The sequence below is a fragment of the Photobacterium frigidiphilum genome (assembly GCF_003025615.1).
Lineage (GTDB): Bacteria > Pseudomonadota > Gammaproteobacteria > Enterobacterales > Vibrionaceae > Photobacterium > Photobacterium frigidiphilum.
In genome coordinates, this window is sequence record NZ_PYMJ01000008.1 from 173,719 (window position 1) to 186,429 (window position 12,711).

Annotated in this window: 10 protein-coding genes; 4 read left to right on the plus strand and 6 right to left on the minus strand. The window is 40.6% G+C overall.

The genetic code is table 11. The features are described from left to right. Positions 1 to 319 precede the first annotated feature (319 nt). The 6 genes from C9J12_RS10530 to C9J12_RS10555 all read right to left on the minus strand — a co-directional run bounded on the left by C9J12_RS10530 (position 320) and on the right by C9J12_RS10555 (position 7,988). Positions 320 to 3,415 (minus strand): beta-galactosidase, encoded by a 3,096-nt coding sequence (locus C9J12_RS10530; protein WP_107242670.1) that lies wholly within the window; start codon positions 3,413 to 3,415, stop codon positions 320 to 322. 464 nt (positions 3,416 to 3,879) lie between these two features. Continuing rightward, positions 3,880 to 4,089, minus strand: a complete 210-nt coding sequence (locus C9J12_RS10535; RefSeq protein ID WP_107242671.1) for a hypothetical protein — start codon at positions 4,087 to 4,089, stop codon at positions 3,880 to 3,882. 338 nt (positions 4,090 to 4,427) lie between these two features. Then, positions 4,428 to 4,640: a transcription antiterminator/RNA stability regulator CspE gene (gene cspE, locus C9J12_RS10540; RefSeq protein WP_006228716.1), complete on the minus strand. Its 213-nt coding sequence runs from the start codon at positions 4,638 to 4,640 to the stop codon at positions 4,428 to 4,430. A gap of 487 nt (positions 4,641 to 5,127) precedes the next feature. Then, a complete protein-coding gene (locus tag C9J12_RS10545; protein WP_107242672.1) occupies positions 5,128 to 5,424 on the minus strand; it encodes a PAAR domain-containing protein in 297 nt (98 codons plus the stop codon). A 9-nt stretch (positions 5,425 to 5,433) separates the two neighbouring features. Then, positions 5,434 to 5,997 (minus strand): DUF6931 family protein, encoded by a 564-nt coding sequence (locus C9J12_RS10550; protein ID WP_107242673.1) that lies wholly within the window; start codon positions 5,995 to 5,997, stop codon positions 5,434 to 5,436. Then, a complete protein-coding gene (locus C9J12_RS10555; protein ID WP_107242716.1) occupies positions 5,997 to 7,988 on the minus strand; it encodes a type VI secretion system Vgr family protein in 1,992 nt (663 codons plus the stop codon). Before C9J12_RS10555 ends, C9J12_RS10550 begins: the two co-directional genes overlap by 1 nt. Positions 7,989 to 8,671: 683 nt before the next feature. Between C9J12_RS10555 and C9J12_RS10560 the strand changes: the two genes are divergently transcribed. The 4 genes from C9J12_RS10560 (at position 8,672) to tssC (ending at position 12,702) form a co-directional block, all read left to right on the plus strand. Next, a complete protein-coding gene (locus tag C9J12_RS10560; protein WP_107242674.1) occupies positions 8,672 to 10,075 on the plus strand; it encodes a type VI secretion system protein TssA in 1,404 nt (467 codons plus the stop codon). Between the two features lie 34 nt (positions 10,076 to 10,109). Further along, a complete protein-coding gene (locus C9J12_RS10565) occupies positions 10,110 to 10,643 on the plus strand; it encodes an Hcp family type VI secretion system effector (protein ID WP_107242675.1) in 534 nt (177 codons plus the stop codon). 71 nt (positions 10,644 to 10,714) lie between these two features. Next, positions 10,715 to 11,224: a type VI secretion system contractile sheath small subunit gene (gene tssB / locus C9J12_RS10570; protein WP_107242676.1), complete on the plus strand. Its 510-nt coding sequence runs from the start codon at positions 10,715 to 10,717 to the stop codon at positions 11,222 to 11,224. Further along, a complete protein-coding gene (gene tssC / locus C9J12_RS10575; protein WP_107242677.1) occupies positions 11,224 to 12,702 on the plus strand; it encodes a type VI secretion system contractile sheath large subunit in 1,479 nt (492 codons plus the stop codon). The genes tssB and tssC overlap by 1 nt, the downstream gene beginning before the upstream one ends. Positions 12,703 to 12,711: the final 9 nt, after the last annotated feature.

Genomic DNA, 12,711 nt, shown 5'->3' on the forward strand with positions numbered 1-12,711 from the left:
TACGCGCAGTGCTTTGTCGCTATAGTCTGCGTCTATTTAACATCTGGATTAGTATCGTATTTCAAATCAAATTGAAATTCTTTCGATGACTTGAAATATCAGCATGTGCAATACAGTCAGGGCTCCTGATTTATTGCTTATTGAAAGTATAGTTAGCAGTACAGATTTCAAATTACACGAATTAAGAAAGAGAGGTATTTGTCTAGAGCCCAATAAATTCCTCTAAATCGAAGTTGGGAGTACAAGCACAATATTTTATAGTGGAATGAAAAATCCCCAAGCCGGCTTGGGGATTAATTATACTTTTAGTCGATGGTACTTAGTTGTGTTGGGGCTTTAGCATAATACTGAAACGGTATGCATTATCCGTTAGTTGGAATTCTTTGTGCACGCTTGGGCTCCAAGAATCATCACCACCAACCCCCATATGCTGGTGATCGATGCGTATATAAATTTTATCTTCTAGCGTCAACTCGTTGGTGTGCTTCGTTTCTGTCAATTGTTGCTGGCTGTATCGACTCACACTGAATAAGAAGTCACCAGTAAATTCCACATTACCCACATTGAGCCATTGAGTACCACTGCGTAGACCGCTATCAGTCGGGAATATGTATGGGGTATGCATTGCGTCGAGGCTCTGGGTATGTTGCCCAAATCTTGCTGCAGCTAAACGATCTGGATAGTTCTCAAAAGGCCCCAAACCTTGCCAAGTTACTGTCGTATTATCGCTTGGTAGCGGTAATGCCAGCTCCAGACCGATACGTGGCATTGGAGGCAAGTGATCCGCCAATTTTACATCCACATCGATATGCATTTCACCTTGGTTACCCAGCGTGTAAGTCCAAACAGTAATCGCTTGAACGCCTCCGTTGTGATGGTAAGCAAAGGTTGACGTCACTTTCACCGCTTGGCTCAATGATTCACTGGTACAGCTGACGCATTCTCGTTCCCAGCGACCAATACCTGCCACATCCCAACGGCATACCCACGCGTTGGGATCGATATTATCGATTTCACTTACGCCAATGTCATTGTCGAGTGGTGCGCGGAAGAAGTTATCTTCTGGTGCGTGAAGTAGTTGAGATTGTCCGTCAACCATCCAGCTTGTTAGCAAACCACTTTTTATGTTCCATTGCCATTGGTGTTTCTTATCTAGGCTAGAGACGAAAATGTCACAGCCTTGCTCGCTCAATTGAGGCGTGGGCAAAGTACTGATTTGTGGCAGCGTTAGGCTACTGGTATTGCTTAGCGCAAATTGCTCTGTGGCTGACACATGCCCCGCTTGTGCCCAAGGCGTTGCGCTGATCAAGCAAATATCTGTGTTGAGGTGATATTTAGCGTCTGCTTTGGGTTGGAAATACAAAGCAATATCGATAGTTTGTTGGTTACCAGCATCAATCGCTAATGTGCATTGGCCGGATTGAATCTCAACACCGTTTTCTAGCAAGCTCCAATTGAGTTGCTCGTTGTCTGTGCTGCGGAACAAGTATTCATTGGTTACCGTTAAGCTGCATTGCTGTTTGTCTTGTTGCGTTAAAGCAACCGTGATCATGCGCTGACAGAATTTAACTTCTTCTAACGTTGGGTGCGGTGTTCGATCTGGGAAGATTAATCCGTTGATACAAAACTGACGATCGTTGATGGTGTCGCCGAAGTCACCGCCGTATGCCCAGAAGTGTTTGCCGTCGTTATCCCACTGGCTTAACCCTTGATCTACCCAATCCCAAATAAAACCACCTTGTAGGCGAGGGAATTCGCGGAACGCATCCCAGTATTCGTTAAAGCTACCTAGGCTGTTACCCATTGCATGAGCGTATTCACACAAAATCAAAGGGCGTTGCTCATTCGGTAAAGAGATCCATTTTTTGATTGGCCACTTAGGCACGGCTTCATCTTCAATGGTTGTATTCACGCGCGCATACATTGGGCAAATAATATCTGTTGCGGGTGTATTTGCGCCGCCACCTTCGTACTGAACAGGGCGTGATGGGTCGAATTGCTTTGACCAAGCGTACATTGCGTTGTGGCTGCTACCGTGACCTGATTCATTACCCAAAGACCAAATGATGATCGATGGGTGGTTTTTGTCGCGCATTACCATTTGCGTATAACGGCTCATGTACGCGTGTGCCCACTGCGGATCTGCAGACAGACGATTCATCGGTATCATGCCATGCGTTTCGATATTCGCTTCGTCACAAACATACAAACCATATTGGTCACACAGTTCATACCAACGAGGGTGGTTAGGGTAGTGCGCGGTACGTACTGCATTGAAGTTGTACTGCTTCATCAAGCAAATATCGCGGACCATATCTTCTTCGGTCATTACATGACCCAGCTCTGGGTGATGCTCGTGGCGGTTTACACCGCGAATAAGCAGCGGCTTACCGTTGAGTTGTAGCTGACCATCTTTGACTTCCACTTTACGAAAACCAACTTGATACGCTTCACTCTCTAAATGGTTACCCTCTGCATCGAGCAGCGATAACACTACACGATAAAGGTTTGGTGTTTCTGCCGTCCATTGCTGTGGTTCATGAACATGTAGCGTGTGGAATACGACATCATCGTAACTGCCGCGTTCATCGATACGACGGTTGTGTGGGCGAGCAATAGAAGGTTCTGTGACTGCTTGATCACCGTCGAACAATTGCACATGAACTTGGCTGGTTTCTGGTGCAGAAATGTGGGTAACGATCGACAAGCTACCGTCACGGTAACATGCATCAAGGTCGGGCGTTATAAATACATCTTCAATGCAGTGTTTTGGTTTTGCTAGCAAAGTCACATCGCGAAAAATGCCGCTTAGCCACCACATATCTTGGTCTTCTAGATAGCTGCCGTCGCTCCAACGGATCACCATTACAGCCAATGTGTTTTCACCCGCAGTTAAATATTTGGAGAGGTCAAATTCTGCTGGTAAGCGGCTATCTTGGCTATAACCTACCCAGTTGCCGTTACACCATAAATGGAAAGCCGAGTTCACGCCGTCGAAGATAATGCGCTGGGTGTTTTCGAGATCGGATTCTGTCAGAATAAGATAAGTACGGTAGCAACCCGTTGGGTTATCTGCTGGCACATAAGGAGGGTTAACTTCAAACGGATATTTAACGTTGGCATAAATCGGCTTATCGTAGCCTTGAAGTTGCCAGTTGGAAGGAACCGTAATATTTCCCCATGCTAAATCATTGAATTGCACGTCAATGAACTCATCTTCTACTTGTTCTGGCGCGTCAAACAGTTTGAATTTCCATTGACCGTTCAGTGACTGACGCTGAGTGTGAATACCATCACGGGCATGGTTAATATCACGGTAACTTGCAAGCGGACTGTGAGCCTTAAGGCAGTGAATATTCACTGACTGAGGGTTTTCCCAGTCGCGTCGTTGGATAATGTCTGAAATTGCTTTCATGGTTTTCCTACTTTTATTTATATATTTTTTATTGTTGAGTCCTAATTCTATACAGAGTGTAAATAACGAATGGAAACGTTTCCAAGGTGGGGCCAGCGTTTTTACTGTAATGAAGGTATCATTGCTACTTTATGTGAAATAGATCTCTTTAAACTCGAGTTTTGAGTAGAAAATGATAAGTTTGGGTAAGGGCTTTGTTGGCAGCGTTTACTTTTTAGCGGAGTTTGTTACACGATAAATGACATGCGCACGGATGTTTGTTTTGAATGTTATATCAACCTACATAACATGTCGCGACTATTGCTGCAGACAGGTGAATTATAATGTAGATTAGATTTGAAATCTATGTCAATGTCTGCATTCATGCAGTAAAGATAACGACGAGATAACTATTAAATAGGTTTATTTTTTATAATTTTCATTCTGAAAATCTAATTAATAATTATGCCAATTATCGAATGGTATTAGAAAGAAATAGAAAAGTTACCAATCAGTTGATTGTTGCTATTCGTGATACTTCCTTCACATGTTTCTTCACAATATGAAAGTTTAAGATTAATATCATCTACATTGCCTTTCATTAAAATGTGACGCAATAAAATATCACCATTCAATTGGTGGATTAATGCTTTCCAAGAGATTCCACCGTTTAAAATATTAAAGTTTACTATCATTTATTCACCTTTATTTTTGTTGTGCTATTTTCTTCACGAGATTGTTGGTACCAAAATCTTTTGCGACCGATTGAACGAGACATAAGCATCCTTAGCTTTATTATCTGCATGGCAAATCACAATAAGTACAAACCTAAATATGATCTTAAGCCATTGATATTTAATGTTAATGTTTTTAATTATTATAATATAACGAAGTGAATAAGAAACGTAACGACATATACAAAAAGCAGATGTTTGAAATGTTAATATTTTCGAAGATACGATATAAATTATTGATTAATAATGGTAAAAAGTGACGTAAATGATAATTAAACCATTTACGTCGACTTTCGAAATTAAAGCGCTACTACGTTAGCTGCTTGAGGACCTTTTTGGCCCTGCTCTACTTCGAAAGATACTTTTTGGCCTTCAGCTAGCGTTTTAAAGCCTTCTGAAGCGATTGCACGGAAGTGAACAAATACGTCAGCGCCGCCGTTGTCTTGAGTAATGAAACCAAAACCTTTATCTTCGTTAAACCATTTTACTAGACCAGTTGTTGTATTAGACATGTAGTGTCCCTTAATATTTAAATTCATAAATTATCACGATAGTGTGATGTGCTGAGAGCTTGAATTATTGAATGTTACGATGAAGCTAAGGGAAACACTGAGGATAACAACACTAACGAAGAAATTCTGAGGTTTTACTTTTACTTGATGTTTCATTAATAACTCTGAACAACAGAGCGAGATGGATAATATCTTAATGTCGAATATTGTAAAGGTTTATTTTGAAATATAAAAAATTGAATCTAACATTGGAGAGCGGCGTTCCCACATTAACCAAGGTTACTCCAAGTTACCTCAAGCTGCCCATTTCAACAAAAATCGCAGAGAACACTTATGCCCCTGAAATCATATTTTAGTGCCTTCGTTAGTATGGTTCACCTTACATCCAATGAGTTGCGTTGTTATCAACGTATTCGCACAGAAGCTCGATGAAACATTGGATTTCTATTTCTTACACAAAGATTCTTGTGTGATGTTACCGAATTTATTAACCGCCGATTAACACTGTTGGCATCCCCATAATTATAGTGCCGCCATGCGCAGTTAAATCGCCCATACGAGCGGCTGGTTTGTTGTTAACAAGAACCGTAGCGCTTCCTTTTACTACGCTATCAGGTGGGCCAACGCAGATGCATATTTGCCCCACGGTAGCTGCTGGTAAATTACCAATTAGCACTGTTGTTGGTAGAGGTAAAAGAGGGCCGCCAACGTGTGGAATAGGCACGATGGCAGGGGTTTGCATTGGACACATATGCATGTCAGTTGCTCTTGCTGCTGGTAACATTTAAGCCTCCTAAACCTTACCATTACCACCTTTGGCAATGTCTATACCAATATCGATAAATACTTTATAACGCTCTTTTGCTTCTTCGCCATCAGGGAGAACCGCCGTCAGGTTAATGCAGCCCGCGACAGCTTGTGCGTATAAATACTCTGGAGGCGGAACAATAGGATCGCTAGGGCTAGTCATACTTCCACCACTCCAAAATGCGGCTTGCGCAGCCCAGCCAGCTCCCGAATCTAACCCTGATATTTCAGCCATATTCTCTGCGAATCGACGATTGGTTTCATCGGGAGTATGTACCCATGATTTGGCTGATTGGATGGCATTTTCTTCCGCCTCATTCCAATCGTGACGACTTGAAGCGCAACAGCTTGCCCACCAAATAGATTCACGGACAGGCAGCGCATGAGCGAGGTATGTTACCGCTTCAGAAAATAATTCATCGTCAAGAGCCGCATATATGAGGTCGTAAGGTAAATGGTGCTCTTCAGCGAGTGGTAATAGGGCCGCACTTGCTTCAAAAAGCACTAAAATTTGCTTTGCATCAGTGTAAGGTATTTTTAATAGTTTCATCAGTTAACTTTGGCTATTGCCCCTTGTATTTGTACCATTGCACCAGCTTTTACTTGTGTCATGGCACTGCCATTCAAAGTAACGAGAGTGCCCTTTACATCTGTTTTGCCTTTACCCTCAATGCTCACCATTGCTGCTTTTATTTCAGTTTTTCCTTTTCCATTTATTGAAATTTGAGGGGCATCTAATTTGATCCCACTTGCGGATATTTCAATTTTACTCGCACCAACTTTTAGCTCTATTTTACTTTTTCCGGTAATGGAAATTTTACTGCCATCGACAATGACGGATGATTTTGCTTTCAGCTCAGAATTAGCACCAGATTCTAGTTGAAGATCTTTGTCACTTTTAGCGGACAAATTTTCTTTGCTGTTCATAAGCAACTGCTTTTCTGTCGTGATGCTAATGTTTTCTTTTGCGATGAGTTCGGCAGATTTTTCGATGGTTGATGTAACTTTGCCTTTCACGGTTGTCGTTAAGTCATTGTTTGTATCAATCAATAGATCTTTCTCCGCATGAAGGTAGATATGTTCTTTGTCTTTTTGATCTTCAAACCGTAGCTCGTTACCTTGCTTGCTGCTGCCTTTTGGCGTTGTTCGAGTTTTGATTCCACTTTGAGATGCCGATGAATAGGCGGGAGTATTAGTCTTATTATAAATTGAACCCATAATTACCGGACGGTTTGGATTCCCATCTATATATTGGATGAGAACCTCGTCGCCAACACGAGGTAGAAAATGGACTCCAAATCCTTTACTGGCAATGCCTTGAGAAACCGGTATCCAGCATGAGGTGTTTTCATCATTTTTGCCGACTAAATCCCAATGGAATTGCACCTTAATACGGCCAAGTTTATCTCTATAAATTTCTTCGTTTTTTGGTCCTGTAACGGTTGCGGTATGTATTTGTTGTGCAATTGGGTAATGGATATACGCTGGTCTGTAGGGTGTTTTGACATCACAGCATTGAAAATGATTTTCGTAACAAACATTTCGCCCAGATTCGTCAGTGGTAATATAGTGGGTAATCTGAGTGACCAGGTATTCTTGGTTTAGGCTAGGCACTGGGTGCTTATCTAGTTTGAATTTTGCACCACAAGATAAATTACTAATGGTCGATGTGGCGGAAGCAACAACCTTACGCCCATCTATCGCTTCCATTTGGCGTTTTACAGCATTGCGAATGTCACTTTTGTCTTCAAAGCCTTGTCCATAATGATAGCTAGAAAGAGCAGCAGGAGATTCGTTGCGTGCACTTTTGCGTATTCCAGTATCAAATACTTCAGCTAATTCTTGATTGTGATCGGCTAAAGTCAGTTTTGCGGTGCCGACTTTGGTTTTTACTTTCCAGTTAGAAAGTTGATAGTTTGATGATTGACTGCCATCTCGAAAATATAACTTCTCGTTGTCTATAGATTTAAACGTTTGATTTGAATCACCTATGACAATCGTCGGCTTATTACCTGAACTATCGAGGTGATAATGCCACCCTTCTTCCGCAAGTAATCGTTGGACAAAACACAAATCACTTTCATCCAACTGAATACAATAATCATGTTTTTTACCTGCACCAGAAACTGAAAACTTAAAGAAACTACTAAAGCTTGAATCACCAAATAGTGAGTTTAAGATTTGTTTGGTTGTCATATTTTGGAACACTTGCCGATTCATACGAAAGTGCAATAGGCTGAGAGGATCTTGGGCTTCTATTTCATAAAAATATAACGATTTCTCAATATTGTAGCCAGAGAGTTCGATGCTGGTGGCTAAACCTACGAATACACGGGTGCTACTCTCTTGCTTATAAGAAATAGTGATGTTTTTTCCCAATATACTTGAGTCGATTTCATCATTCGCCGCTACAGATAATGTCATTTGAGAGCCTTGCGAAAGGCTATTTTTAGATTCAAATTTTGAAGCGACATAAATTTGACTATTTGACAGTTTAACCTGAAGCGGACGAGTGTTATAAGACAATTCATCGTTGATCATAATTGTCATTAATCCTTATAAATCCCAAGTGAAATTAAACACTATTTAATTGCTATGATTTGGCTGTGTATCCAGAGGTTTTGTTGCTAGTAAATCATCAAGTAATTTCAACCACAATGCAATATAACCTCTATTTAATTTGAATGATATTTATATTAACATTCTCTAATTAACACGTGTGGTATGAAGGGGTTTTAATTAATCACAAAAGCTGAGTAATCGCTCTAAAATAACATTCATGATACAACGCCACTTATTTTTATGAGACTATGTTTATAATATTTATACAAAAACATTTACTCACAAACTGGTTGGATGAGAACTCCTTTAAAAGGCTGCTTTTATTTATTATAATGTAAAACAATAACTTACTGTATTTATTGTAAGGTTGAATTGTGATTTCTCTTCAATCTTCTAAGTTTCTAGTTAGAAAGTGTATAAATAATCGGGCATTATGTATGCTGTTTGGTTATAATCCTCACCAATGATTTTGAGTTTAAGTTTATTTATAGAATAAATAGTTTTCATGTAATTTATAAAATTTAATGTCGTTAGATTTATTATGCAATCAATTTTGTCGCGATTGAATGGACACTACAACATTTAAGTGTCAATTTTCTAGTGCGTGTTTTATATGAAAAAGAACTTGTAAAGTCGGGAAATTAAATCAAATTTGGATTGAAATGCTGCTTTCTTTTAAAAATGCTTCACAGTTAATCGAGCCTATATCTGAAAACTTGCCGTGTGGGGAATATTTAAAAAATAATAAAAACTCCTTCCGCCCATTACGTAACGAATTTAATGTTGCGCAAACGTCGCTACGTAAATTAAGCCAAAACCCGAGCCTCGAAGATCTTGATGGACTGAAAGAAGAAAATTACCAAAATTGGCTTATGTTGTCAGAGTCTTTGTTTGGATGTTTTTCGAATGTTAGTCGAGATATTGAACTCATAGGTTGGTTTTTCACGTCACAAATATTACTCGACTCATCATTAAGTAGTGCTGCAAATACGCTGAATTGGCTTGCTGATTTGGTTGAGCATCAATGGACATCGCTAAATCCGGTTGTTGCGACAGAAAAATTGAAAAGTGATACCGAAGCAGGGCAAGTTGCTGAGCAAACACAAGCGAAAGTTAAAGCATTTTTTCAGATGGTTGGTGACAGCGAACAAAGTAGTCTGGTTTACGCACCATTACTTTTACAGCCTTTGGTTGGTGGCGTTACATTTTTTGAATATCAGAGTTCAGAACAAAAAGGTCTTATTAGCCAATTAAAACAGCAAGTATTATCTAATGTTGCGCATGAGCGTGCTGCTGTACTTCAAAAGCTTGAAAACATTCATCGATGCTTAACTGAATTGGAACGTTTAAGAAAAACGACCTTATCCCATTCTCAATCCTCTGGCGTAAGTGCTCCCAATTTTGGTTTTCTGAAAAATTTATTCACTAAATATGATTACGCTTTGCAGCAATTGACCAATATGAAATATGAGCCGAAAAAGAACGCGATAGCTCAAGAGAAGCAAGATACCAATGTAAATAGTGAGGTTACTCAGCTAGAGGCGCAACCTTCGGAGCAGGCGAGTGATCAGAAGGCGTTAATGAATTCTGAGCAAAACTCATTAATTTTAAGTTCGAGTAATCTAGCTGAAACAGCTTCAAACAACAGCATGAATCGTGATTTGGCGTTTCATTTACTACGCGAAGTCTCGGATTATTTTCGTCAAAGCGAACCTCATAGCCCTGTCTCCTTTTTACTCGAAAAGGCGATCCGTTGGGGGTACTTATCTCTACCTGAATTGCTGCAAGAAATGATGGAAGAGCAAGATGGAACCAGTTTGAATAAAATTTTTAATGCCGCAGGTTTGAACCATCTTGATCAGGTTTTGCTACCGGATGTAGAGGTACCCAATGTCGACATTAAAAAACCTTCAGCTTTTACAGCCTCTTCACCAAACGTGACTCCTGTAAAAATGGAAACTGTAAAAACTGAAGATTTCGTATCAGAAGCTTCCACTGCTGATACTCAATTACCAAGAAAGAATGAAGTCCGAGCACAATCTAATACAACAGCACTAGATTGGTAAGGTAAAGGGCTCTCACTAATAAGGAAGAATGATCATGGCAAGTATATACATGCGCGTTGAAGGCCTAGATGTAAAAGGTGGCGCGACAATTACTGATGTTAAAGCTTTAGAAGGGAAAGATGAGGGTTGGTTTGCAATCTCTTCATATTCTTGGGGAGCGGTACGTAATGTAGCTATGGATATCGGTAATAGTAACAACGCCGATTCAGGCATGGTTGCGATGAGCGAAGTTAACGTTTCTAAGCAAGTTGACGGTGCATCAGAAGATCTACTTTCTTACCTATTTAATCCAGGTAAAGAAGGGAAAACAGTCGAAATTGCATTCACCAAACCTCAACATGATGGTCAAGGTGCAGAAGTATATTTCCAAATTAAACTAACGAAAGCACGCTTAGTTTCTTACAACGTAAGTGGCTCTGATGGTTCTCAACCGTACGAAAGTTTAGCTCTTTCTTACATCGAAATTTCTCAAAAACATAATTATGAGAAAGACGGCGGTGACATGGTTTCTGGTGGGATTGTGACTTACAACCTACCTATTGGCAAAATGACGTCTGGCGCGAAGTAATTATTACTAGGTGTCTTACCTTAGGTAGGGCACTTAATTACGATCATACAATGATCTATTAGGACCCATCTATGGCATTAAATTCACAGCACAAACGTGTGAGCAAAAACCGTGTCAGCATCACTTATGATGTTGAAACAAATGGCGCAGTAGAAACCAAAGAATTGCCTTTTGTCGTCGGTGTTATTGGTGACTTTTCAGGGCATAAGCCTGAAGCGGACAAAGTGGAATTGGAAGAACGTGAATTTACTGGCGTTGATAAAGATAACTTCGATACGGTAATGGAACAGATTCATCCAACGCTTTCTTATAAAGTCGATAACAAGCTAGCGAATGATGACAGCCAATTTGAAGTCAGCATGAGCTTCCGCTCAATGAAAGACTTTCATCCAGAGAAATTGGTTGAGCAAATTGATCCACTAAAACAGTTGGTTGAAACACGTAATCAGTTGAAAGTGCTTTTAAGCAAAGCTGACCGTTCTCGTGATTTAGAAAAACTATTGAAAGAAGTGCTGCAAAGTACGGACGCAATTCAAGGTTTAGCTGAAGAATTAGGGCTCAACAACGAGGGAGCAGAATAATGTCTACTGAACAACAAACTCTCGAACAAGCGAATGTTGAGACTGAAACAGCGAGCTTTTTGGATCGAGCCATAACAGCAACAGCACAAACACCTGTAGATACAACCAAAGAATTGCTGGGTATTTTAACCTCTCAAGCACTTGAAGGTACGGTAACGTGGGATAACAATCTAACGTTAACGATTGAAAAGGCCATCAGCGCTATTGATAGCAAGATCTCGCAACAGCTGTCGATCGTAATGAAAAATAGCGACTTCCAAAAATTGGAAGGAACATGGCTTGGTCTACAAAAATTAGTAAAAAATAGCGAACTTGGTCCTGATTTAAAGATCAAATTGGCTGATTACACAAAAGATGAACTGCTTGAGCAATTCGAAGATGCACCAGCAATCGATCGCAGCCGTTTCTTTACCATGGTTTACCAAGAAGAATTTGGTACTGCTGGTGGTCAACCGTACGGCGCTTTAATTGGTGACTACGAATTTGGTTACGGTGATGAAGACGTTGCATTGATGCGTTATATGGGCGAAGTAGCTTCGGCTTCACATTCACCATTTATTGCGGCTGCAAACGCAAGCATGTTTGATTTCAGCTCATTTGCAAGATTTGCAGATGGCAAGCCTGTCGCAGCTGGTTTTGATTCTCCAGCTTATGCGAGTTGGAACGCTTTCCGTGAAAGTGACGATTCTCGCTACGTGGCATTAACACTGCCAAAGACAATGGCTCGCCAACCATATGGTGCGGCCACAGTACCCGTTAAGTCATTCGAATTCGAAGAGCTAAATACGCGCGATAATGGTCAACAAATTGTAGAGAATGATTCAGATTTTGTATGGAGCAATGCTGCTTATGAATTCGGTCTTCTAATGACTCAAGCGTACACACAATACGGTTGGTGCACTGCAATTCGTGGAACAGAGAATGGCGGTAAAGTTCAGAACTTACCTAATTTTACTCATTACTCAAATGCGGGTGATTTAATTCAGCAATGTCCTACTGAAGTGAACCTAACGGATGAACGTGAGAAAGAGCTAAGTGATCTTGGTTTCCTTCCTCTAGTTCATTATAAAAATACCAATTTCGCGGTATTTATGGGCGCACAGACGACACATAAACCTAAGACATATGTTGATCCTGATGCGACGGCTAATGCGGCAATTTCAGCACGTCTTCCTTACACGATGGCGAGTAGCCGTATTGCTCAATACTTAAAAGTAATGGGTCGTGATCGTATTGGTTCAAACCTAGATCCAAGCGATGTAGAGAAAGATCTCAACACATGGATTCATCAATATGTGAACCCAAATGCAATCGGTAATGATGCGAAAGCACATCACCCGCTTGTAGAAGCAAAAGTAACAGTTGAAGAGCAAGCAGGGCGACCTGGTGCATATTCAGCGGTTGCATACCTTCGTCCTTGGTTACAAATGGAAGAGTTATCGACCTCGCTACGCATGGTTGCAAACATTCCGGGTTAACCCGATTCG

Coding starts and splice junctions, on each gene's coding strand:
- C9J12_RS10530 (WP_107242670.1), bottom strand. CDS start 3,415: ATGAAAGCAATTTCAGACATTATCCAACGACGCGACTGGGAAAACCCT.
- C9J12_RS10535 (WP_107242671.1), bottom strand. CDS start 4,089: ATGATAGTAAACTTTAATATTTTAAACGGTGGAATCTCTTGGAAAGCA.
- cspE (WP_006228716.1), bottom strand. CDS start 4,640: ATGTCTAATACAACAACTGGTCTAGTAAAATGGTTTAACGAAGATAAA.
- C9J12_RS10545 (WP_107242672.1), bottom strand. CDS start 5,424: ATGTTACCAGCAGCAAGAGCAACTGACATGCATATGTGTCCAATGCAA.
- C9J12_RS10550 (WP_107242673.1), bottom strand. CDS start 5,997: ATGAAACTATTAAAAATACCTTACACTGATGCAAAGCAAATTTTAGTG.
- C9J12_RS10555 (WP_107242716.1), bottom strand. CDS start 7,988: ATGATCAACGATGAATTGTCTTATAACACTCGTCCGCTTCAGGTTAAA.
- C9J12_RS10560 (WP_107242674.1), top strand. CDS start 8,672: ATGCTGCTTTCTTTTAAAAATGCTTCACAGTTAATCGAGCCTATATCT.
- C9J12_RS10565 (WP_107242675.1), top strand. CDS start 10,110: ATGGCAAGTATATACATGCGCGTTGAAGGCCTAGATGTAAAAGGTGGC.
- tssB (WP_107242676.1), top strand. CDS start 10,715: ATGGCATTAAATTCACAGCACAAACGTGTGAGCAAAAACCGTGTCAGC.
- tssC (WP_107242677.1), top strand. CDS start 11,224: ATGTCTACTGAACAACAAACTCTCGAACAAGCGAATGTTGAGACTGAA.